This window comes from Caulobacter sp. BE264 (assembly GCF_031457805.1).
In the GTDB taxonomy this organism is placed as follows: domain Bacteria; phylum Pseudomonadota; class Alphaproteobacteria; order Caulobacterales; family Caulobacteraceae; genus Caulobacter.
The window spans coordinates 37,802-59,547 of sequence record NZ_JAVDXI010000007.1 but is presented as its reverse complement, the minus strand read 5'-3'; the positions used below and the strand labels follow the sequence as shown (position 1 = coordinate 59,547).

At 68.6% G+C, this 21,746-nt stretch carries 18 protein-coding genes; 5 read left to right on the top strand and 13 right to left on the bottom strand.

Annotated features, from left to right (window positions below):
* Positions 1 to 13: 13 nt before the first annotated feature.
* From J2X45_RS16525 to J2X45_RS16510, 4 genes are all read right to left on the bottom strand, one after another.
* Positions 14 to 1,612: a M56 family metallopeptidase gene (locus J2X45_RS16525; protein ID WP_310216902.1), complete on the bottom strand. Its 1,599-nt coding sequence runs from the start codon at positions 1,610 to 1,612 to the stop codon at positions 14 to 16.
* A complete protein-coding gene (locus J2X45_RS16520) occupies positions 1,609 to 1,992 on the bottom strand; it encodes a BlaI/MecI/CopY family transcriptional regulator (RefSeq protein ID WP_310216899.1) in 384 nt (127 codons plus the stop codon). The genes J2X45_RS16525 and J2X45_RS16520 overlap by 4 nt, the downstream gene beginning before the upstream one ends.
* A gap of 119 nt (positions 1,993 to 2,111) precedes the next feature.
* Positions 2,112 to 2,627: a glycine cleavage system protein R gene (locus tag J2X45_RS16515; RefSeq protein ID WP_310216896.1), complete on the bottom strand. Its 516-nt coding sequence runs from the start codon at positions 2,625 to 2,627 to the stop codon at positions 2,112 to 2,114.
* 52 nt (positions 2,628 to 2,679) lie between these two features.
* The gene (locus J2X45_RS16510) at positions 2,680 to 3,570 is read right to left on the bottom strand and encodes a LysR substrate-binding domain-containing protein (RefSeq protein WP_310216894.1); all 891 of its coding nucleotides are present in this window, start codon (positions 3,568 to 3,570) and stop codon (positions 2,680 to 2,682) included.
* Positions 3,571 to 3,670: 100 nt separating this feature from the next.
* Here J2X45_RS16510 and ilvD point away from each other — a divergent pair, with 100 nt between their 5' ends.
* The gene (ilvD, locus tag J2X45_RS16505; RefSeq protein ID WP_310216892.1) at positions 3,671 to 5,521 is read left to right on the top strand and encodes a dihydroxy-acid dehydratase; all 1,851 of its coding nucleotides are present in this window, start codon (positions 3,671 to 3,673) and stop codon (positions 5,519 to 5,521) included.
* Positions 5,522 to 5,564: 43 nt separating this feature from the next.
* Here ilvD and J2X45_RS16500 read toward each other — a convergent pair whose 3' ends face one another.
* The 7 genes from J2X45_RS16500 to J2X45_RS16470 all read right to left on the bottom strand — a co-directional run bounded on the left by J2X45_RS16500 (position 5,565) and on the right by J2X45_RS16470 (position 13,230).
* On the bottom strand, positions 5,565 to 6,071 hold the full coding sequence (locus J2X45_RS16500; RefSeq protein ID WP_310216889.1) for a hypothetical protein: 507 nt from the start codon (positions 6,069 to 6,071) through the stop codon (positions 5,565 to 5,567).
* A gap of 238 nt (positions 6,072 to 6,309) precedes the next feature.
* Positions 6,310 to 8,526, bottom strand: a complete 2,217-nt coding sequence (gene katG, locus J2X45_RS16495; RefSeq protein WP_310216887.1) for a catalase/peroxidase HPI — start codon at positions 8,524 to 8,526, stop codon at positions 6,310 to 6,312.
* Between the two features lie 95 nt (positions 8,527 to 8,621).
* The gene (locus J2X45_RS16490; RefSeq protein WP_310216883.1) at positions 8,622 to 9,299 is read right to left on the bottom strand and encodes a methyltransferase domain-containing protein; all 678 of its coding nucleotides are present in this window, start codon (positions 9,297 to 9,299) and stop codon (positions 8,622 to 8,624) included.
* A gap of 48 nt (positions 9,300 to 9,347) precedes the next feature.
* Positions 9,348 to 10,406, bottom strand: coding sequence for an endo-1,4-beta-xylanase (locus J2X45_RS16485; protein ID WP_310216879.1), 1,059 nt, complete (start codon positions 10,404 to 10,406; stop codon positions 9,348 to 9,350).
* 1 nt (position 10,407) lies between these two features.
* A complete protein-coding gene (gene fliJ / locus J2X45_RS16480; protein ID WP_310216877.1) occupies positions 10,408 to 10,827 on the bottom strand; it encodes a flagella biosynthesis chaperone FliJ in 420 nt (139 codons plus the stop codon).
* 2 nt (positions 10,828 to 10,829) lie between these two features.
* Positions 10,830 to 12,164, bottom strand: coding sequence for a flagellar protein export ATPase FliI (gene fliI / locus J2X45_RS16475; protein WP_310216875.1), 1,335 nt, complete (start codon positions 12,162 to 12,164; stop codon positions 10,830 to 10,832).
* Positions 12,165 to 12,222: 58 nt separating this feature from the next.
* Positions 12,223 to 13,230 (bottom strand): CocE/NonD family hydrolase, encoded by a 1,008-nt coding sequence (locus J2X45_RS16470; RefSeq protein ID WP_310216874.1) that lies wholly within the window; start codon positions 13,228 to 13,230, stop codon positions 12,223 to 12,225.
* Positions 13,231 to 13,387: 157 nt separating this feature from the next.
* Between J2X45_RS16470 and J2X45_RS16465 the strand changes: the two genes are divergently transcribed.
* The 4 genes from J2X45_RS16465 (at position 13,388) to J2X45_RS16450 (ending at position 17,975) form a co-directional block, all read left to right on the top strand.
* Positions 13,388 to 14,182, top strand: coding sequence for a LytTR family DNA-binding domain-containing protein (locus tag J2X45_RS16465; RefSeq protein WP_310216871.1), 795 nt, complete (start codon positions 13,388 to 13,390; stop codon positions 14,180 to 14,182).
* A 413-nt stretch (positions 14,183 to 14,595) separates the two neighbouring features.
* Positions 14,596 to 15,291 (top strand): response regulator transcription factor CtrA, encoded by a 696-nt coding sequence (gene ctrA / locus J2X45_RS16460; RefSeq protein WP_062094333.1) that lies wholly within the window; start codon positions 14,596 to 14,598, stop codon positions 15,289 to 15,291.
* Between the two features lie 259 nt (positions 15,292 to 15,550).
* On the top strand, positions 15,551 to 16,927 hold the full coding sequence (locus J2X45_RS16455; RefSeq protein ID WP_310216868.1) for a peptidoglycan DD-metalloendopeptidase family protein: 1,377 nt from the start codon (positions 15,551 to 15,553) through the stop codon (positions 16,925 to 16,927).
* 118 nt (positions 16,928 to 17,045) lie between these two features.
* Entirely contained in the window at positions 17,046 to 17,975 is a 930-nt protein-coding gene (locus tag J2X45_RS16450; RefSeq protein WP_310216864.1) for a DMT family transporter, read from the top strand.
* A gap of 105 nt (positions 17,976 to 18,080) precedes the next feature.
* Here J2X45_RS16450 and J2X45_RS16445 read toward each other — a convergent pair whose 3' ends face one another.
* Both J2X45_RS16445 and J2X45_RS16440 read right to left on the bottom strand, forming a co-directional pair.
* Positions 18,081 to 19,382 (bottom strand): M20/M25/M40 family metallo-hydrolase, encoded by a 1,302-nt coding sequence (locus J2X45_RS16445; protein ID WP_310216862.1) that lies wholly within the window; start codon positions 19,380 to 19,382, stop codon positions 18,081 to 18,083.
* 170 nt (positions 19,383 to 19,552) lie between these two features.
* Positions 19,553 to 21,613, bottom strand: a complete 2,061-nt coding sequence (locus J2X45_RS16440; protein ID WP_310216858.1) for a phosphocholine-specific phospholipase C — start codon at positions 21,611 to 21,613, stop codon at positions 19,553 to 19,555.
* Between the last annotated feature and the right edge of the window lie 133 nt (positions 21,614 to 21,746).

Sequence of the window (21,746 nt, the reverse complement as noted above, 5' to 3'; positions counted from 1 at the left end):
GGAGAAGGATCATTCACGACACCTCCCGCGCCCGTTGCGCCAGCCGGTCGGCCTCGCGATCCAAGTTGTCGGCTTCTCCAGGCAGGCGACGGCACAGCGCCTTCAGCTCCTCGTCGGTCACGGTCTGGCCGCGCGCGCGGTTCTCGGCGATCTGCTGGGCGCGGTAGGCCGGGTCGCGCAGGCGTTGGGCCTCCTCGCGCATCTGGCGGGCTCCGGCGCGCATCTGGTCGGCGCCCCTCGCCATGTCGATGCGGGCTTGCTTCATGGCCGCGACGCGGGCGATTTCGCCGGCCTTGCGCGCCTCCTCGCCGATCCGGCGAGCCTCCTCGGCCGAGAGCCGGGCTTGCTGGGCGTACACACGGGCCTGGGCTCGGGCCTCGCGCGCGGCGGCCTCGATCTCGTCCCGATGAGCCTCGACCTGGCGGCGGATTTCCTCGGCGTTGACGCGCACCGCGTCGGCCTGGGCCCTGGCCCATTCGGCCTGCGCCCGCGCCTGGATCAGGTCATAGCCGTCGGCGTCCGGGGCCGGCGGCGCGGGGGGCGAGGGCGGTGCGGCCGGTGCGACCGACGCGAGCGGCGCGACCAAGGCGGGCGGCGCGGGAGGCGCAGGCGACAGCGGGGCGCTCGCGACCGGAGCCGGCGGAACGGGCGGGACCGGCGGCGCGATCTGGCGGGTGACGGCGAAGGCGGCCAGCGGCGCGGCGACCAGCGCCAGCGCGCCGATGCTAAGGGCGACGGTCAGGGGGCGGCGGCGAGCGGGTGTGTCGGTCATGATGCAGGCGATCCTCGATTTCAGGGTCCGGCTGTCAGCCGCCATGGGCAGCGAGGCGACCGGCATGAGCAGCGGCGTGGGATGGGAAGCCAGGCGCACCAGGGTGCGGGCGTAGAGGGCGCGGTCGACGAAACCCAGAGCGGCGGCGTCTGCGGCTTCCTCCGAACGCTGGCGCAGCGCCGCATGCAGGCGCCAGATCAGCGGGTTGAACCAGAAGATCGCCAGCACGACGCGGGAGATCAGCAGGAAGATCCAGTCGTGGCGGCGCAGATGCGCCAGCTCGTGGGCCATGATCGCCGGAGCGGTGTGGCGCTCAGCCAGGGTGGCCGGGTCGATCAGGATCGCGCCCGGCGCAACGCCCCAGCTCAAGGGACCAGCCACGCGCTCGGAGCAGGCGAGGTTGGGCCGGTCGGCCGGCGGCAGATCTTCGATCGGCGCCAGCCAAGCCGGGCAGCTCACGGGATCAGCCTTCCGGGTCCAACGGGTCAGGGTGCGAAGGCCCAGCGCCAGCCGCCCGCCGATTAGCGCCGCCCCCAGCAGCCAGACCCCGCCCAGGATCGCGCCCGGCGTCGCCCATGCGGCGTTCGAAGGCGGCGGGGCGAGGGGAGCGATCGCTGGTGCGGCGAGGGCGGCCGTCTGCGTCAGCGGCGGCAGCAGGGCCAGCTCGATCGGCGGCAGGGCGTTCATGATCACCGGCAGGGCCAGCAGCAGGCAGACGGTTCCGCGCAGGATATCCACCCGTTCGATGGGGCGCTGCGTCAGATGGCGCGAAGCGGCCAGGCCCACGCCGGCGATCAGGCTGGACTTGATCAGCAGCGAAATCAGCAGCGTCCAGGTCATCGCTTGTCCTCCCCGTCCTGGGTGGCCTTGTCGATCATCGCCTCAAGGGCGGCGGCTTCTTCCGGCGTCAGCTTCTGGCCAAGGCCCAGAAGCGCGCTGGCGGCGCTGGCGGCCGAGCCGGCGAAGAACGTGTCGATCAGGCGCCTCAGGGCTCCGACCGCGACGGTCTCGGGAGCCTGGGCGGGGCGGTAGACGACGCCGTGGGCGCCGGACGAGCGCTCGACCAAGCCCTTGCTCTCCAAGCGAGCAAGCAGGGTGCGGACGGCGGAGTCGCTCAAGGGGTCGGTAAGGGCGGCGCGGACGTCGGCGGTGGCGCCGCTTTCCAGGCGGCAGAGGGTCTCGAAGACCTCGCGTTCGCGTCGGGGCAGGGCGTCGATCAAGGGGCGGCCTCCGCAGCCTAGGTTCGCTACATCTGTAGCGCTACATTTGTAGCGACGAAAGTGAACTCGTCGTAATGCGGAGGCCTGTGCTGAGGTCTATCGGCTTGATAGGAGCGCGTTCAGGCCCCGCCGACCGTGACATCGACCATGATCTCGCCCGAGATATCCTCCAGCGCCGTCTGCACGGCGGCGGCTGAGAGCGTCGGCGGCAGGCGCAGGCGGGCGTCCAGATGGAACAGCGGCGCGCCGGAGTGCGGTTCGACGCTGAGGCGGGTCTCGAAGGTCTCGATATTGGCGTGCAGGCCGCTCAGGACGGTGGTCACCTGGGCGACGATGCCGGGGCGGTCCTGACCGACCACGCTGAAGGCGACGGTCTCGCCCGCCGCAGGAGCGGTCTCCAGGGCCGGCGCGATGCGGACCTCCAGCCCCTGGGCGTCGACCTCGGCGACGGCGGCGCGCAGGGAGTCCACCGAGCCGGCGTCCAGCGCGACCAGCACCGAGCCGACATAGAGGCCGCCCAGCTGGCTGAGATGGCTCTCCAGCCAGTTGCCGCCGGCCGCCAGCACGGCCTTGGCCAGGGCCTCGGTGAGGCCCGGCCGATCGCTGCCGACGACGCTGAGGATCAGATTGGCCATGGACGCTCCCTAAGCTTGTTTTGCCCGAGCCAGCCACGCGCCTTGGCCCGCGTCAATCCAGGGCGGACCCGTCGACCTCAGTCAGTCGCAGCAGGCCGTGCAGCGTCGGGGCGGCCTCGTCGCGCCGCCAGACGAGGCCGGTCTCCAGGATCGGGGGATCGACGAGGTCGACATAGCGAACCCCCGTGCGGGCCAGTTTTCGTAGCGAGGCCGGCGCCAGCGCCATGCCAAGGCCCGCCGAGACCAGGCTGATGATGGTCTGCATCTGGATCGCTTCCTGGACGATCCGCACCGGCTGCCCGCGCGCGGCCACATAGCCGGTGACGAGGTCGTGGAAGGCCGGGGCCACGTTTCGGGGAAACAGCACCAGTGGAACCTCCGCCAGGGCGGCCAGGTCCAGCGGCCCCTCGGCGGCCCACGCCTCGGGCGTGACGGCCACCAGCGGCTCGGAGACCAGCCGCCGATAGGCCAGGGCTGCGGGCAGGGCGCGGTTGGGCGGTGGGATGATGATCCCGGCGTGGCGCTCGCCAGCCAGCACCGCCGGCACCTGCACGTCGCTGGTGGCCTCGATCAGCTGGATCTCGACCCCCGGAAACGCCTCGGCGTAGCGCCGGACGAGGTCGGGCAGCACGCTGTAGTCGGCGGTGCTGACGAACGACAGCGACAGTCGCCCGGTCTGGCCGTCGCGCAGCCGCCGGGCGGTGTCGGGCAGGGCGTCGAGCGCCGCCAGAGCCTCGCGCACGTGCGGCAGCCATTGCTGGCCCAGCGGGGTCAGCTCGACATGCCGCTTGGTCCGGGCGAACAACGGCGCGCCCAGGCTCTTCTCCAGCGCCAGGATCGACTGGCTGAGCGGCGGCTGGGTGATGCCCAGGCGCTCGGCCGCGCGGCCGAAATGCAGGGTCTCGGCGACGGCGACGAAGTGGCGGAACTGGCGCGGGTCCATTTCATATCTTCTGCGACCTAATGCGCGATGACTAATATATTTTGCCAGCGTGTTGAATGGCTTTAGGGTCGCGCCACGATCTTCCTGACGAGCTCACGCCATGCCTCCCTATCGCTCACGCACCTCCACCCACGGCCGCAACATGGCCGGCGCCCGGGGCCTCTGGCGCGCCACCGGCATGAAAGACAGCGACTTCGGCAAGCCGATCATCGCCATCGCCAACAGCTTCACCCAGTTCGTGCCCGGCCACGTCCACCTGAAGGACCTGGGTCAGCTGGTCGCCCGCGAGATCGAGGCGGCCGGGGGCGTGGCCAAGGAGTTCAACACCATCGCCGTCGACGACGGCATCGCCATGGGCCATGGCGGGATGCTGTACTCGCTGCCCAGCCGCGACCTGATCGCCGACAGCGTCGAGTACATGGTCAACGCCCACTGCGCCGACGCGATCGTCTGCATCTCCAACTGCGACAAGATCACGCCCGGCATGCTGATGGCCGCCATGCGCCTGAACATCCCGGTGGTGTTCGTCTCGGGCGGGCCGATGGAGGCCGGCAAGGTCACGGTGAAGGGCAAGATCAAGGCGCTGGACCTTGTCGACGCCATGGTCGTGGCCGCCGACGACAGCTATTCCGACGAAGAGGTCGAGGCGATCGAGAAGGCCGCCTGTCCGACCTGCGGCTCGTGCTCGGGCATGTTCACCGCCAACTCGATGAACTGCCTGACCGAGGCCCTGGGTCTGTCGCTGCCCGGCAACGGCTCGGTTCTGGCCACCCACGCCGACCGCGAGGCGCTGTTCAAGGAAGCCGGCCGTCTGGTCGTTGATCTCTGCCAGCGCTGGTACGAGCAGGAAGACCCCACGGCCCTGCCGCGCGGCATCGCCACCCGAGCCGCGTTCGAGAACGCCATGAGCCTGGACATCGCCATGGGCGGCTCGACCAACACCGTGCTGCACCTCCTGGCCGCCGCGCATGAGGGCGGGATCGACTTCAGTATGGCTGATATCGACCGGCTGTCGCGCCGCGTGCCGTGCCTTTCCAAGGTCGCGCCGGCCAAGAGCGACGTGCACATGGAGGACGTCCACCGCGCCGGCGGCGTCATGGCCATCCTGGGCGAGCTGGAGCGCGGCGGCCTGATCGACGCCAGCCAGCCCACCGTCCATGCCGCCACCCTGGGCGAGGCCCTGGCCCGCTGGGACATCGGCCGCACCAACAGCGCCACCGCCCACGAGTTCTTCAAGGCCGCGCCGGGCGGCAAGCCGACCCAGGTGGCCTTCAGCCAGGCCGCCCGCTGGGAGGCGCTGGACCTCGACCGCGAGAAGGGCGTCATCCGCTCGGTCGAGCACCCGTTCTCCAAGGACGGGGGCCTGGCCGTGCTGTTCGGCAACCTCGCGCCTGAGGGCTGCATCGTGAAGACCGCCGGGGTCGACGAGTCGATCCTGACCTTCCGGGGCACGGCGCGCGTCTTTGAAAGCCAGGACTCAGCGGTCAGCGGCATCCTGGGCGGCCAGGTCAAGGCCGGCGAGGTGGTGGTGATCCGCTATGAAGGCCCCAAGGGCGGGCCGGGCATGCAGGAGATGCTGTACCCGACCACCTATCTGAAATCGAAAGGCCTGGGCGCGGCCTGCGCCCTGATCACAGACGGCCGCTTCTCGGGCGGCACTTCGGGCCTGTCGATCGGCCACGTCTCGCCCGAAGCCGGCGAGGGCGGTCTGATCGCCCTGGTGGAGACTGGGGACTCGATCCTGATCGACATCCCGACCCGGGGGATCACGCTGGAGGTTCCGGACGACGTCCTGGCCGCCCGCCGTGAGGCGGAGCTGGCGCGGGGCAAGGCCGCCTGGACGCCCAAGGATCGCCAGCGCGAGGTCAGCCCCGCCCTGCGCGCCTACGCGGCCATGACCACCAACGCCGCCCGCGGGGCGGTGCGCGACGTCAGCCAGATCGAGCGCTGAGGCGACAACCGCCGTCCCGGCGAACCGGGACGGCGGGTTGTTCTTACGCCTGCTCCAGCGTGCGAGCCTGCGGCTGGTGGGAATCCAGCGCGCGATTGGGGTCGGCCATCTCACAGACGGCGTTCGCGAAACCCAGATACTCGGCGGCGAAGGTCGCCGGCAGAAGCTCGACCAGCCAGGTGTTCTCAATCCACACCTCGATCACGTGGAAGTGGCCGCCGCGATCGCAGACATAGGCTTGCCAGCCGCGCGCCTTGGCCTTTTCCATCACCTCGTCGAGGCTCTTGTCGACGCTGAGCGCGAAGTGGGTCGAGGTGCGGCGGTCGGCGTCGGCCGGCTGAAGCTCCCACACCGCGCCGGGGTCGCCGTTCGGGACCATGACGCTGCCGGCGGGATAGATCTCGATGCCGGTGCCATGGCCGTCGGCCTTGAACACCATGTAGCTGCCAGGGTTCGGCTGGAAGTCGACGACGACGCCGTTCATCACGTCGGCGAAGAACTCGGCCGCGCCCTTGGGATCGGCGGCGGAGACGGACAGGTGGTGGATCATTGCGGGGTTTCCTTTCGACACGGCAAGCCGCTCCCGTCGCGCGCGACGACCGCCGCGCGCCGGTAAGACGCTCACCTTTTGCTGTTCACTGATCGGCGTTATGCGCCGAGGTCGCGCGATGTACGGACCCGTCAAGTAAGTCTCAACTTACAAGATGGTCATGACGTCGAATTAACCCTGGAAAGAAAAAAGGCCCCGGCGTCTCCGCCGGGGCCTCTCGATCTTCAGGCGCCAGATCCTAAGCCGCCAGATCCAGGCGGTCGGCGTTCATCACCTTGTTCCAGGCGGTGACGAAGTCGCAGACGAACTTCTCTTGCGCGTCGGCGCAGGCATAGACCTCGGCGAAGGCCCGCAGTTCGGCGTGGGAGCCGAAGATCAGGTCGACGCGGGTCGCCGTCCAGCGCGGCTCGCTGGACTTGCGGTCATGACCGGCGAAGGCGTTGGCCGCCGTCGGGCTCCAGGTCGTGCCCATGCTGAGCAGATTGACGAAGAAGTCGTTGGTCAGCACGCCGGGGCGATCGGTGAACACCCCGTCCTTGGAGCCGCCGGCGTTGGCGTCCAGGACGCGCAGGCCGCCCACCAGAACCGTCATCTCCGGCGCCGACAGACCCAGGAGCTGGGCACGGTCGACCAGGGCCTCTTCCGGGGCCATGAAGTGCTTGCCCGGACCCCGGTAGTTGCGGAAGCCGTCCGAGCGGGGCTCCAGCGCCTCGAACGAGTGGGCGTCAGTCTGTTCGGCCGAGGCGTCCATGCGGCCCGGCGCGAACGGCACCGTGACGGTCGTTCCGGCGTCCCTGGCCGCCTTCTCTATGGCCGCCGCGCCGCCCAGCACGATCAGGTCGGCCAGCGAAATCTTCTTGCCGCGACCGGCCGTGGCGTTGAAGGCCTGCTGGACGCCTTCGAGAACCGCCAGCACCTTGGCCAGGACCGGCGGGTTGTTGACCGCCCAGTCCTTCTGCGGCGCCAGGCGGATGCGGGCGCCGTTGGCCCCGCCGCGCTTGTCCGACTTGCGATAGCTCGAGGCCGAGGCCCAGGCGGTCGAGACCAGCTCCGACACCGACAGGCCGGTGGCCAGGATCTTGGCCTTCAGGTCGGCGACGTCCTGATCATCAACCAGCGGATGGTCGACGGAGGGGATCGGATCCTGCCAGATCAGTTCTTCTTTCGGCACCAGCGGGCCCAGATAGCGGCCGATCGGGCCCATGTCGCGGTGGGTCAGCTTGAACCAGGCGCGGGCGAAGGCGTCGGCGAACTGGTCCGGGTTCTCGTAGAACCGGCGCGAGATCTTCTCGTAGGCCGGGTCGAAGCGCAGGGCCAGGTCCGAGGTCAGCATGCGGGGCGCGTGCTTCTTGCTGGGATCAAACGCGTCCGGGATGTCGGCCGGGGCGTTCTTGGCTTGCCACTGCTTGGCGCCGGCCGGGCTTTCGGTCAGCTCCCACTCGTACTTGAACAGGTTGTCGAAGTAGTGGTTGCTCCAGCGCGTCGGCGTCTGGGTCCAGATCACTTCAGGGCCGCCGGTGATAGCGTCGGCGCCGACGCCCGTGCCGTACTTGCTCTTCCAGCCCAGGCCCTGGTCCTCGATCGCGCCGCCTTCCGGCTCGGGACCGATGAGGGAGGGATCACCCGCGCCGTGCGTCTTGCCGAAGGTGTGGCCGCCGGCGATCAGGGCGACGGTTTCCTCGTCGTTCATCGCCATGCGAGCGAAGGTTTCACGGATATCGCGCGCCGAGGCCAGCGGGTCGGGATTGCCGTTCGGGCCTTCGGGGTTGACGTAGATCAGGCCCATCTGGACAGCGCCCAGGGGCGAGTCCAGCTCACGCTCGCCGCTGTAGCGTTCGTCGCCCAGCCATGAGCCCTCGGGACCCCAGTAGAGCTCCTCGGGCTCCCACTGGTCGGCGCGGCCGCCGGCGAAGCCGAACGTCTTGAAGCCCATCGACTCCAGCGCGACATTGCCGACCAGCACGTAGAGGTCGGCCCACGACAGCTTGGCGCCGTACTTCTGCTTGATCGGCCACAGCAGGCGCCGGGCCTTGTCGAGGTTGGCGTTGTCCGGCCAGCTGTTCAGCGGCGCGAAGCGCTGCTGCCCGCCGCCCGCGCCGCCGCGGCCGTCGGTGATGCGATAGGTACCGGCGCTGTGCCAGGCCAGACGGATGAACAGGCCGCCGTAGTGACCAAAGTCGGCCGGCCACCAGTCCTGGCTGTCGGTCATCAGGGCGTGCAGGTCACTGATGACCGCGTTCAGGTCGAGGGTCTTGAACGCCTCGGCGTAGTCAAAGGCCTCGCCCATCGGATTGGAGCGCGGCGAATGCTGGTTCAGCCCTTCCAGGCGCAGGTTCTGCGGCCACCAGTCACGGTTGGCGCGGCCACGACCGTGGCCCATCGGGCATTGGCCCGCGATATTGTCTTCGACCTTGGCGTCCATTGGCGAGTTCCTCCGCGCAGGTGTGTTCATCACCCCGGCGACCGGAGGACACTACCTTTTCGCCCATCGGTAAAATTGATTGTTCTTATCGGATGGATAGGAAAAACCACTCCGAACGCGGCGGAGCGTCAATCTCGGATCGCGATCAGCGACTTGGTCAGCCCGACAATCTTCTCATCGACGTGCTGGGCGTCGGGGTAGAGGAACCGGAACTGGGCCTTGTCGAGGAGTCGCGCGTGCTGGACGTCGCGCATGGCCGCGCCGATATCGGGGGCCTTTTCCGAAAAACCCAGCGGCCCCTTCATCAGGCGACGCGCGCGCGCCTGCTCCGAGCGCCAGTGGAAGAACGGCGCGGAGAAGTGGGGCTCGATCGGGAACCAGAAATACGGCGTCTGGACATAGTAGCGCGGGGCGAGGCGACGGCACTCGCGGGCGAAGGCCTCCATCCGCACCCAGTCGCCCACGTGCTCGACCACCGAGTTGGAGTGAACGAGGTCGAAGCTGTTGTCGGCGTGCTCATGCAGGTCGCAGGCGTCGCCGACCACGGCCGTGAACAGCGGGTCGTCCACCGTGAACGGCTGGGGATTGAACAGGCTGATATGGACCTTGTTGGCCTCGAGAAAGGCGCGGTCGAACAGGATGTTCCAGTAGGTCGGCTCACCGCCCAGGTCGGCGATCCGGCACTGACCGCGCTCGGCGAAGGTCTTCTCGATCAGGGCGACGACGCGGGCCGCGCGGGCTCGACGAAAGCGCGCCGACAGCGACTGGTCGCTGTCCATGTCCTGCAGGGCGTGGATCAGTTTCATGCGGACAGTCTGTCGCAGGCCGCTTGAGATTTCGTGAAGCGAGCAGCGCTAGCCCGACAGCACCTCGGCCAAGGCCTGGAACATCGGCTTGGGGCGACCGGCCGGATCCAGCGGCAGCGGCTGATCCCAGGGTCGCTGGCCGTTCTGGCCGCGCAGCCAGGAGTCGCTGTCGCGCACGCCCCAGACGGTGAAGGCGAAGCGCTGTGCGGGGGGCAGGTCCATATAGGCCTGCGCCAGCTCGCGGGTCAGGTCCGCCTGCCGGTTCAGCAGGTCGGGCAGGCGGGCGAGGTTGGGCTTTTCGCCCAGAGACACGTCCAGTTCGGAAACATGGATCGGCAGGCCAAAGCTGGCCAGATCACGCATGGCCGCCCGGCCCATCCCCGGGCGGGAGAAGTCCAGGTCCAGGTGGCTCTGGGTGCCGATCCCGCCGATTGGCGCGCCGGCCTTCAGCAGGCGTTCGACCAGGCGCATGAACGTCGCCCGCTTCGTCGGATTGTTCTCGAGATGGTACTCGTTGATGAACAGCACCGCGTCCGGATCGGCCTCCTTGGCGTGATGGAACGCCAGGACCATGTGCTCGTCGACCCCCAGGTTGCGGGTCCAGAGCGACGGGCGAAGGTCAACGCCATTGTCGTCCACCGGCTCGTTGACCACATCCCAGCCCGAGGCCAGTCCGCGATAGCGGCCCGCGACCGCCAGGATGTAGTTGCGGTAGGCGTCGGCGAACGGCTTGCCCTGGCCGTCCAGCTTGACGAAGGCCGGCATGGCCTGGGCGTACCAGACCAAGGTGGTGCCATACAGCCGCATGCCGTTGCGGCGCGCGAAGTCGGCGATCGCGTCGGGACGATCGAACCGGAACCGCCCGTCGTCCTGGAGGATGTACTCCATCTTCATTTCCCACTCGGGCGTGAGCTGGGCGTAGTGACGGGTGAGCAGGGCGGCGAAGGCCGGCTCGTCCAGCTGATGGCGCTGGACGCAGGCCCCCATCGGCGTCGAGGCGATCGACTTCAGGGGCGTGTCGGGGATGGGCTGGCTCTGGACCTCGCGCGCGCAGGCTGAGAGCGCCAGTGCGGAGGTGATCGCGGACCGGCGCGTGAGCCGTCTCATGTTAACGACCGCCGACGGCGGCGCGGCGGATGCTGAGCTCGTCCATCTGGGCGGCTTCAAAGGCGCCGAGCTTCTTGGCGGCCAGGATCTTGGCCTGCTCGGCGACGTGCTCGTACTTCTTGAGGTTCTCGAAGGCCTCGGACAGGGCGTCGCGGGCCCCGGCCTCTTCCTGCTGGCACTGCTCGATCTGGACCAGCATGTCGGCGCGGCGGCGCTTGTAGCCCTCGCGATAGCCGATCATGTACCAGCCGGCCGAAGCGTCGCTCTCGGCGTTCTTGGCCTCGGCCTCGGCCTCGGCGTCCAGCATCGTGACGCGCATCTCGGCGGCCATGCGCCGTTCGGTGATCTCGGCCAGGCGCTTCTGCAGCGTCTCGACCTCGTGGTTGGAGATCCGGATCAGAGAGGCGGCCCACTTGGTCACGATCAGTACTCACTCTGCAGGATCTGCCCCAGCATCCCGAAAGAGTCGTCGAGACTGGTTGCTTCTTCCTTATCCTGGCTGAGGAAAGCCTCGATCGCCGGGTTCAGGCGGATGGCGCGGTCGACCACGGGGTCGGCCCCGGCGCGGTAGGCGCCGATGCGGATCAGCTCTTCCATGTTCGAAAAGGCGGCCATCACCTGGCGCGCGCCCTTGACGATGTCGCGCTCGTGCGGGTGCTGGCAGCCCGGCATGGTCCGGCTGATCGACTTCAGGACATTGATGGCCGGGAAGCGGCCGCGCTCGGCGATGGCCCGCTCCATGACGATGTGGCCGTCCAGGATACCGCGCGTGGCGTCGGCGATCGGCTCGTTGTGGTCGTCGCCGTCGACCAGCACGGTGAAGAGGGCGGTGATCGGGGCGGCGGTGGTGCCGTCGGGACGGATCGGGCCCGGCCCCGCGCGCTCCAAGAGCTTGGGCAGTTCGGTGAAGACGGTGGGGGTGTAGCCCTTGGTGGTCGGCGGCTCGCCGGCGGCCAGACCGATCTCGCGCTGGGCCATGGCGAAGCGGGTGACCGAGTCCATCAGACACAGGACCTCTTGATCCTGGTCGCGCATGTACTCGCTGATCGCCAGGGTCATGTAGGCGGCCTGGCGGCGGGTCAGGGCCGGTTCGTCGGAGGTGGCGACCACCACGACGGCGCGGCGCAGGCCCTCCTCGCCCAGGGTCTCCTCGACGAACTCGCGCACTTCGCGGCCCCGCTCGCCGATCAGGCCGACGACCACGGCGTCGCAGGTGGCTTCCTTCGCCAGCATCGACAGCAGCACCGACTTGCCGACGCCCGAGCCGGCGAAGATGCCCAGACGCTGGCCCCGGCAGGTGGTGGTGAAGACGTTCATCGACCGCACGCCCAGGTCCAGGCGCTCTCCGACCCGGCCGCGCGCGTGGGCGGGCGGCGGCGAGGTCTTCAGCGGGTAGGGGACCTCGCCTTGGGGCAGGGGGCCTAGCCCGTCGATGGGTTCGCCAAACGCGTTGATGATCCGGCCCAGCCACGCCTTGGTCGGGCGGACCACGGCGCCTTCGGGCACGATGCGGATCTCCGCGCCCGGACCCACGCCCTCGACAGGGCCGAAGGGCATGAGCAGGGCGCGGGTCTCGCGGAAGCCGACCACCTCGGCGGGCAGGGGTTTCTGGCCGAAGCGCTCGATCTCGACCCGGGCGCCGACGGCCAGGCGGGTCAGGCCGCCGCGCACCTCGATCAGCAGCCCGTTCACCGCGGCCACCCGACCATAGATGGTCAGCGGATCGATACGTTCGACGGCGGCGATGAGGCTACGCAAGACGGCTCCCGAAACAGCAGGCGCCAGACTCGGCCAACGTGGTTAATCGGGAATGAACTCAGCGCGTCGCGGTCGCTTTGTTGGGTGCGACCAATTGGTGGGTGAAGAAGCGCACGACCTCGGTGTTGAACGTCTGGTGGAACGCCTTCCGGTCAAAGCCTGGGGCGCTGGCGCACAGCATCTGGGTCCCGCCCACCGGCGCGGTCTGGCAGGGGGTGAGGAAGTCGAAGTGGCGGGCGCCCTTCACCACGCGGTAGTCGTGCCTGCGCTTGAGGTTGCGGTGCACGAACTCGGCGTAGGCGTCGCCCGGCAGGATCTCGTCGTCGGCGGCCTTCCACAACTGCACCGGCGCGGTGATCCCCTTCAGGCCGTCCTTGCCGAAGGCGAAGCCCAGGGCCGGGGCGGCCGACACCACGGCCTTGATACGCGCATCGTGAACCCAGGGGGCGGTCAGCGCATCGGCGGGCAGGGGCCGACCGGCGGTCAGCTTGCAGGCGTAGTCGTTCGGATGGGCCTGGCAGTGGGCGGGAACGAGGCTGAGGTCCGGCTTGCCGCCGGCGGCCGCCAGCACCGTGAAGCCGCCCGACGAGAAGCCGAAGGCGCCGACCTTGGCCGGGTCCAGCTTGGCCTTCAGCGGCGAGGCTTCCAGCATCCAGCCGATCAGGGCCGACAGGGCGGCGGGGCGGTCGGCCATGGCCGTGGCGCGGCTCTGGTCCTTGTAGTTGTCGCCGGGATGGGTGAGGGCGGCGACCACGAAGCCCGCCTCAGCGAGGGCCTGGGCGGTGTCGGCGTGACCCCCGAAGAAGCCGCCGTTACCGTGCGACATGACGATCAGCGGCAGGGCCTCGCCCGCGACCGGCGCGCCGGCGGCGACCGTGTGGCCCCACGAGCCCAGCGGCATGAAGGCGGGTGTGGTCTTGGTCGGATACCAGATCCCGACCTCGAGCGGCGGGCCCTCGGCGCGGGGCTGTTTCAGCACCATGAAGCCGGCGTTGTCGGCGAGGGCGGGCGAGGCGAGCGCGGCGACGGCGAGGCTGGCGGCGGCGAAAAGAGCACGAAGCGACATGGCGGTCCGGGTGGTCCCTTGAGATGAGCGATGAGGTTGCTTTGACGGTGGCTTCCGGCCGCCGCCAGCGCTCCTGCGCGAATGGGCGAATGGGTTCGCGGGCCGGCGAACGGGCGCGGGGTGGCGACTTCCGTTCGGCTCGCCTAATGATCCGGTCATGAGCGCTGACGCTTCCAAACCGCCCCTGCTGGGCACGGCCCGCGAGTGGACGATCGACCTCTCTGTCGCGGTCGTCATCGGAATCCTGCTGGGCCTGATGGGGCCGTTCGGCAGCTTCTTCAACGACGGGCCGGCGGTGCGCGTCGCCTACTGGGTCTGCAGCGTCGTCTTCGGCATGGTGCTGTTCGGGACCCTGACGCGCTTGGGGACGGCTGGCGCTGCACGCCTGGGTTTCCCGGACTGGACGGCGCTTCCGGTCGTCATCCTGCTGGGAACGGTGCTCCTGGGGGCGCCCATCCGCCTGTTCGCCATCGCCTTCTGGCCGGCGGTTGTCGAAGCGGTGCCGCTGCCCGCGTGGTTTGGCCAATGCCTGGCGATTTCCGCCCCGCTGGTGGTGGGCTCCTACTTCTTGCGCGCGCGACAGGTCGGACCGGCGTCCGCTCGCCCGGCGGTGGTCCCCTCCCTGAAGTCCGGGCCGTCCGAGGCGACGCCGAGCGCCGACGCCGGCAACGTCCTCTACCTGCGGATGGAGGACCATTATGTCCGCATCCGCACCGAGCACGGTTCGCGCCTCGAGATGGGCCCGCTGGCCCGGGTCACCGCGATGCTCTCCGGCGTCGAGGGCCTGCAGACCCATCGCTCCTGGTGGGTGGCGCGGCGAGCGATCACGGGCGTCGAGCGTGACGGCCGCAACCTTCGCCTGAGGTTGGTCGACGGCGAGACCGCTCCTGTGAGCCGCGCTTCGGTGGCCAAGCTCCGCGCGGCGGGCTGGCTGGCGGACGACGCCGACTAAAATCGTCCGCGACCGGGTGTCGCGGCGCAGTGCGGCGAGCGTCCAAAACAGGTGTGGACGGTTGGGAGAAATCTCGCGACAGAACGCCGCGATTTCGCCTGCGAGGCGAACGGTCGGCGGCGGTTCTTAACGCGGTAACGTTGTTCGAACCGCTTTCCAGGCCTCATTTTTATCGATTTTTCGGGGCAAAAAAGAGCGCTGAAATGCCCCCCTGCGACGCCTGCGACCAATGTGTTCAGGCGGTCCGACGCGGCTTGCACCCGATTCGCAAATCAGATTAACCATTCGTCCAACGGGAAACATTCACCATTAACCAGTCTTAAATTAACTCTCCGGCAAAGTGGCCGAAGGGTTTCACCGGCGGACTCCCGCCAAAGACGTTCGAATACGCCAGTGTTGGCGTGGAGGGGCTCATGCGCGTACTGTTGATCGAGGATGACAGCGCGACGGCGCAGACCATCGAACTGATGCTGAAGTCTGAAGGCTTCAACGTCTATACGACGGATCTGGGTGAAGAAGGCGTCGATCTGGGCAAGATCTACGACTACGATCTTATCCTGCTGGACCTCAATCTTCCCGACATGAGCGGCATCGATGTTCTGCGCACCCTGCGGGTCGCGAAGATCAACACGCCGATCATGATCCTGTCGGGCTCGTCGGAAATCGACACCAAGGTCAAGACCTTCGCCGGCGGCGCCGACGACTACATGACCAAGCCTTTCCACAAGGACGAAATGATCGCCCGTATCCACGCGGTGGTCCGTCGTTCGAAGGGTCACGCCCAGTCGGTCATCAAGACCGGCGACATCGTGGTCAACCTGGACGCCAAGACGGTGGAAGTGAACGGCAACCGCGTTCACCTGACCGGCAAGGAGTACCAGATGCTGGAGCTCCTCTCCCTGCGCAAGGGCACGACCCTGACCAAGGAAATGTTCCTGAACCACCTGTATGGCGGCATGGACGAGCCGGAACTGAAGATCATCGACGTCTTCATCTGCAAGCTGCGCAAGAAGCTGGCCGCTTCGGCGCACGGCAAGCACCACATTGAGACGGTCTGGGGCCGCGGCTATGTGCTGCGCGATCCGAATGAAGCGGTCAACGCCGCCTGAGTCGTCGGAATTTAGTAAGCGTAACAGTAAAGCGTACCCAGAAGCGCCCACCCAAAAGGTGGGCGTTTTCTATTTTAGATCATAAGGTTACGCTTCGCCCGCCGGCGAAGTTTAACCTTGCCCGTGACAAAAGGACAAAGGCGCGGAATAGTCCACGCCGCCGAGCGCGAGGGTCGACAAGATCCGGCGCGACGCTTGCTGGGGGGCTTCCCAGCCGTGTCATTTTGACTTACGCGGCATCGACACCGACGGGGGACCGATGCAGGAATTCGATCCACGACGCAGCGCGACGCGCTGGGCGCCGCGGGTTTTCACCGCGGTCGCCGGCCTGCTGGCTCTGGGCCTGGGCTGGAAGCTGACGGCCAATGACGCCGCCGCCCCGCTCGCCAAGGCGCCGCTCGATCCCGCCGCGCTCGTGGCCTTGCAGCATATCGCCTTCGCCAGCGCCGAGGCCCAGCCCGGCTTCGAGCGTCCTGAGAACATCGAGGTCAAGGTCCGCCCAGGCGAGACGCTGCAGGGCGCGGTGCTGCGCACGGGCGTCGCGCCGGAGGAAGCCCGCCAGGTCGTGGCGACGCTGCAAGGCGCCATCGACACCGTCAATATCAAGGCCGGCATGGCCTTCGAGGCCGCCGTCGCCCAGCGTCGTAGCGAGCGCGGTCCGGCCCGTCTGGTCGGCCTGTCGATGCGCACCAGCCCGTCCTCGACCCTGACCGTCTCGCGCACTTTCGACGGCGCCCTGCGCCTGCGCGAGATGGAGGAAGAGGTCCGCGACGAGCAGCAGGTGGCCTGCGGCGAGATGAACGGCTCGTTCTACGAGAGCGTCGCCAATGTCGGCGGCACCCCGGCGGTGATCAGCCAAGCGGCCAAGCTGTTCTCGCACAAGATCGACTTCTCGCGCGACATCAAGGAAGGCGACCGCTTCTGCCTGATCTTCGAGCGCAAGGTCACCGAGAGCGGCCGCACCATCGAGGCCGGCGACCTGGAGTACGCCGAGGTCAAGGGCCAGAAGTTCTACGCCTTCGACCGCAAGGGTGAGGACGGCAAGAGCCAGTTCTTCGACGAGACCGGCAAGAACATCAAAGGCTTCCTGCTGCGCACGCCGGTGGACGGCGCGCGGATCACCTCGAAGTTCGGCCTGCGTCGTCACCCGATCCTGGGCTACAACCGCGCCCACCAGGGCGTCGACTTCGGGGCCGGCACGGGCACGCCGATCCTGGCCGCCGGCGACGGCGTCGTGCTGGAGGCCCGTCGCTGGGCCGGTTACGGCAACTGGCTGCGCATCCGCCATTCGGGCCAGTGGGACACCGGCTACGCCCACATCTCGCGCTACGCCAAGGGCATCAAGCCGGGCATGCGCGTCCGGCAGGGGCAGGTCGTGGCCTATGTCGGCTCCACGGGCATGTCGTCGGGGCCTCACCTGCACTACGAGGTCTGGCTGAAGGGCCAGCGGGTCAATCCGATCGGCGCCAAGGTGCCGCAGGGCACCATCCTGGCGGGCGCGGAGCTGGCCTCGTTCCGCTCGCAGAAGGCCCGCATCGACCGCATGCTGGCCGAGGGCGGCGCGCCGGTGAGCAACGAAGACACCCCCAAGCTGGCCAGCGCCGATCTCCAGAAGGCCAAGCTGAGCCTGCGGTAGGGGGCGGCGTCGCGCTGCTGTTGAAGCCGAGACTCTGAGGGACTAGAAGGCCCTCACAAAGATCCTCCGTCGCCGCTCCGCTTTGCGCTGGGCGGCGATGTCTTTTGCAGGCCGCGTTTTGCCCACCTCCGCCACCCTCTACAGCGACCGCCGCTTCGTCGTCGGCGTGGCTCTGTTCTGCTGCCTCCTTTGGGGCAGCGCCTTTCCGGCGGTGAAGGCGGGCTATGCGCTGCTGCACGTGGCCAAGACCGACACCGCCGCCCAGATGCTCTTCGCCGGCTGGCGGTTCCTGGCGGCGGGGCTGATCCTGCTGGTCCTGGCGGTTCTAAGCCGCAGGTCGGTGGCCGTTCCGCGCGACCAGATCGGACGCCTCCTGGGCCTGGGCGTCTTTCAGACCACGCTACAGTACGTGTTCTTCTATATCGGCCTGGCTCATGCCACCGGCGTGAAGTCGTCGATCATGAACGCCACCGGGGCCTTCTTCGGCGTGGTGCTGGCCCATTTCCTGTTCCCCAATGACAAGCTGACGCCGCGCAAGGTGGCGGGCTGCCTGCTGGGCTTCGCCGGCGTCCTGGCCGTGAACCTGGGCGGGAAAGGCTTCGACCTTGAGTTCAGCCTGCTGGGCGAGGGCTTTGTCGTCGCGGCCGCCTTTGTGCTGGCGGCCGGCTCGATCTGGGGGCGGGCGATCTCGCAGACGATCGACCCGATGGTGATGACCGGCTGGCAACTGGCCATTGGCGGGGCCGTGCTGCTGGCGATCGGCGCGGTGGCCGGCGGCCACCTGGAGGCCTTCGACGCCCGCTCGCTGGCCCTGCTCGCCTATATGGCCGGGCTCTCGGCGGCCGCCTTTGCGCTGTGGAGCCTGCTGCTCAAGCACAATCCCGTGGGCCTGCTGGCGGTGTTCAACTTCCTGATCCCGGTGTTCGGGGTGCTGCTGTCGGCCCTGTTCCTGCGCGAGCCGGTGCTGGCCTGGAAGAACGCCGCCGCCCTGGCGCTGGTGTGCGGCGGCATTCTTCTCGTGACGGGGCGCAAGATGCTCCCCCGCTGAGCGGGGGAGCTGTCACGAAGTGACTGAGGGGGCGAACTGGACCTGGGCCGAGCTGGCCCCCTCCGGCCCTCTGGGCCACCTCCCCCGCGTCGCGGGGGAGGAACCTTACTCCACCCCCGCCACGGCCAGCAGGGCCGCCAGGCCGACCTGCATGCCCTTCAGGCTCTCGTCCTTGGTGACGTCGATCCACTCATCGAGCGCATGCGCCCGGCCGCCGCGGAAGCCCGCGCCGATGGTCAGGGCGGGCACGCCCAGGCTCATGGGGATGTTGGAGTCGGTGGAGCTGGCCTGATAGGTCGGCTTGTAGCCCAGCGCCTTCACCGCGCCCGCCGTCAGGGCCACGATCTCTGCGGTCTGCGGCGTGGCGCCGGCCGGACGCTCGCCGATCACCTTGGCCTGGTAGCTGACCGCGCCGTTCTTGGTGGAGCGGGCGGCGTTCTCGCCGGCGACGGCCTTGTCGAAAATGCCGATCAGCGTCTGGTCCAGCTTGGCCAGCTCGGCCGCGCTCTCCGAGCGCATGTCGAACTCCATGAAGACGTCGTGCGGGATCGAGTTAACCGACGTGCCGCCGCCCGTGACGCTGGCCGAATAGGTCGTCTTGGGTTTCTTGGGCGGCTCGACCGCGTAGAGGTCAGTCACCGCCTTGGCCATGGCCGCCATCGGGTTGACGATGCCGAACGCGCCGTAGCTGTGGCCGCCGGGCCCGGTGAAGGTCACCCGGTAGCGCTTGGATCCGGTGCCCTGGTCGACAATCTGGTCCGGATCGCCGCCGTCCATCGAGAAGAACGCGCTGATCCGGCCCTTGTAGGGTCCTTTGTTGAACAGATAGCGCACGCCGCGCAGGTCGCCGGGGCCTTCTTCGCCGACATTGCCGACGAACAGGATGTCGCTCTTGGTCTTGATCCCGGCCGCGTCCATGGCGCGGACATAGGCCAGCAAGGTCGACAGCGCCCGGGTGTCGTCGCCGATGCCCGGGGCCATCAGCTTCGTGCCCTCACGGCGCACCTTCACGTCGGTGCCTTCGGGGAAGACGGTGTCCAGGTGGGCGGCGATGACCACGAACGGGCCCTTGCCCTTGGTGGCCGTGCCAGGGCGCACGCCCATGACATTGCCCTCGGCGTCCATCTCGACATGGGTCAGGCCATGGGCCTTGAGCATCTCCAGATACGCCTTGGCCCGCTGCTCCTCCTTGAAGGGCGGGGCGGGGATCTCGGTCAGGGTGATGATGTCGGCGACGGTGCGGTCGAAGTCGGCGTCCAGCTTGGCGACGGCCTTCTTAAAGCTCGGCGAGGCGACGATCTTGGCGACGGTCTTGTCGGCGTCGGCGGCCTTGGGCGCGGCGGTGGCGGGCGCGGCGACCAGGAAGGCGGCCAGCGCGAGCAGGGAGGCGGTGTGACGGAGGGTCATGGCGGAGTCCTGAACAAGTCTCAGACTCAACCCCTACCCGATTTCCCCGGCGAATGCCGGGGTTCAGATTCATCTCGAACGATGGGGACGCGCGCGCCGGCCTACTGCGCCCGCTTGGTGAGCGCTGTGGGTTCGATCTGGACCCCGGCGTTCGCCGGGGAGGTCGGGGGTCAGAGGGTCAACTGCGCCGCCCCGCCCATCAAGGGATCGCTGATCCCATCTGCGCCCGTCTCCACCCGTCCGGCCAGGCGACGCAGCCAGGTCGGCTCGCCCTCGAGACGCGCGGTGACATCGTACCAGCCCTGCTGGGTGGCGAAGGTCTGCGACACGGTGTCGACACCCGGCAGATCCACGCGCCAGGGCGCCTGGCCCACGATTTCCAGGTCGACGGAGCGGGCGGTCGGCCGCGTGTTGCTGATCGTCACCACCAGGCCGTCCTTCGACGGGCGGGCGGCGATCTCGAGGCCGACATGCTCGCCAGCGAACCGGCGGTGGAAGCCGTTGGGCCCCAGGACCCACAGGTCATAGGGGCCGCCCGGCCAGGCGTCGCTCAGATGCTTTTGCGGCCCCACTGTGTAGCGGCGCGGCGTTTGGTCCAGGCGCAGGCGGTCATAGACGTGCAGCACGCCCGCCGCCGCCCCGGCGTTGCTGAACGTCAGGGCGATCGTCCCGTCGGCATAGCCGCCGTCGACCGCCAGGGCGTAGGGCAGGGCGCGGGAGGGGCGGGGGCCCTTGGCCTGGGCCGGCGCGACCACTGCCAGCGGCGTCGGCGGCTTGGCCCGGCTGAGCTTGGCGGCCCGACCCGCCGGCTCGGCCGTGGCGGGCAGGGCGGGGAAGGGGTTGGTGTTGGGCGTCTTGAAGTCGAAGCACGTCGTCAGGTCGCCGCACACCGCCCGCCGCCAGGGGGAGATGTTGGGCTCCATGACGCCGAAGCGCTGCTCCAGGAAGCGGATCACCGAGGTGTGGTCGAAGACCTGGCTGTTGACGTATCCGCCCCGGCTCCAGGGCGAGATGACGTACAGCGGCACGCGCGGGCCCAGGCCATAGGGGCGGCCCATCAGGTCGTCGCGCTCGGACCGCGCCTCGGTGGGATTGCGCACCTGATGGTGCTCGGCGGCGAGGTCGACGGTCGAGGCGCCCAGCAGCTTGCCTGCGGCGTCATAAGACGGCGGCGCCGGCGGCGGCACGTGGTCGAAGAAGCCGTCGTTCTCGTCGAACATCACCAGAAACACCGTCCGCGCCCAAACCTTCGGATCGGCGGTCAGGGCGTCGATGACGCGGGCGGTGTAGTCCGCGCCCTGGGCGGGGCTCGAGGGGTTGGGATGCTCGCTGTCGGCGGCCGGGGCGATGATCCAAGAGACCTGCGGCAGGCGGCCGGCCAGCACGTCCTCGCGCAGCTTGTCCAGGTGATGGGTCGACAGGGCCAGTTTCTTGAGACGCGCGTCCGACCCCGGCAGGTCCTTGTAGGCGTCGCGATAGGCCTTGAACCCGGCCAGCGGGTTGTCGGTGAAGTTGTCGGCCATGTCCTGATAGATGCGCCAGGAGACGCCGGCCTGCAGCAGCCGCTCGGGATAGGTCGTCCAGCCGTAGGACTCCTTGGCCCCGCCCTTTTCGGCGAAATTGTCGTGGCTATTGGAGATCGACGGCCCGCCCGCCTTGCCCAGGCCGTCATTGGTCCCGGTCCACAGGAACAGACGGTTGGTGTTGGTGCCGGTCTGGGCCGAGCAGTGGTAGGCGTCGCACAGCGTGAAGGCGTCGGCCAAAGCGAACTGGAAGGGGATGTCAGCGCGCTGGAAATAGCCCATCGACCAGGGCTTCTTGGCGTCGGGCCAGCGGTCCATGCGGCCTTCGTCCCAGGCGTCCTGGGCGTCGGTCCAGCTGTGCGGCGTGCCCTCGACGCGCATGTGGGCGAAGGTCTCGGCGCTGTTCAGCGGGAAGGGCGCCAGCAGCTTGTCCTTGCTCCAGGCCTGGATGAAGACCGATCCATCCTGGCGGCCGGCCGCGTCGCGCACCGGGATCGGGAAGCGGTCACCAAAGCCACGCACGCCGTTCAGCGTCCCGAAATAGTGATCGAAGCTGCGGTTCTCCTGCATGAGGATCACCACGTGCTCGACATCCTGGATCGTCCCGGTTCGGACGTCAGCGTCGATCGCTGCGGCCCGCGCCAGCGCAGGCGGCAGGCTCAGGGCCCCGAGGGCGGCGAGCAAGCTGCGGCGGTCGAGGTTGGGCATGGCGAGACTCCGGCGAAACTGCGCCGCAGGTAGCATGCGGTGTTTGGCGGGCGTGTGACAGCCTGCTTTGGCTCAATCCATTGTCATCCCGGCCGCAGCGAAGCGGAGAGCCGGGACCGCAACAAACTCAGCG

Bases quoted from the DNA above. Each gene is read 5' to 3' on its own strand.
- ilvD (WP_310216892.1), top strand. From the start codon at position 3,671: ATGCCTCCCTATCGCTCACGCACCTCCACCCACGGCCGCAACATGGCC.
- J2X45_RS16470 (WP_310216874.1), bottom strand. From the start codon at position 13,230: ATGTCGCTTCGTGCTCTTTTCGCCGCCGCCAGCCTCGCCGTCGCCGCG.
- J2X45_RS16515 (WP_310216896.1), bottom strand. From the start codon at position 2,627: ATGGCCAATCTGATCCTCAGCGTCGTCGGCAGCGATCGGCCGGGCCTC.
- J2X45_RS16440 (WP_310216858.1), bottom strand. From the start codon at position 21,613: ATGCCCAACCTCGACCGCCGCAGCTTGCTCGCCGCCCTCGGGGCCCTG.
- J2X45_RS16490 (WP_310216883.1), bottom strand. From the start codon at position 9,299: ATGAAACTGATCCACGCCCTGCAGGACATGGACAGCGACCAGTCGCTG.
- J2X45_RS16500 (WP_310216889.1), bottom strand. From the start codon at position 6,071: ATGATCCACCACCTGTCCGTCTCCGCCGCCGATCCCAAGGGCGCGGCC.
- J2X45_RS16510 (WP_310216894.1), bottom strand. From the start codon at position 3,570: ATGGACCCGCGCCAGTTCCGCCACTTCGTCGCCGTCGCCGAGACCCTG.
- J2X45_RS16525 (WP_310216902.1), bottom strand. From the start codon at position 1,612: ATGACCTGGACGCTGCTGATTTCGCTGCTGATCAAGTCCAGCCTGATC.
- J2X45_RS16455 (WP_310216868.1), top strand. From the start codon at position 15,551: ATGCAGGAATTCGATCCACGACGCAGCGCGACGCGCTGGGCGCCGCGG.
- J2X45_RS16465 (WP_310216871.1), top strand. From the start codon at position 13,388: ATGAGCGCTGACGCTTCCAAACCGCCCCTGCTGGGCACGGCCCGCGAG.
- ctrA (WP_062094333.1), top strand. From the start codon at position 14,596: ATGCGCGTACTGTTGATCGAGGATGACAGCGCGACGGCGCAGACCATC.
- J2X45_RS16445 (WP_310216862.1), bottom strand. From the start codon at position 19,382: ATGACCCTCCGTCACACCGCCTCCCTGCTCGCGCTGGCCGCCTTCCTG.
- J2X45_RS16485 (WP_310216879.1), bottom strand. From the start codon at position 10,406: ATGAGACGGCTCACGCGCCGGTCCGCGATCACCTCCGCACTGGCGCTC.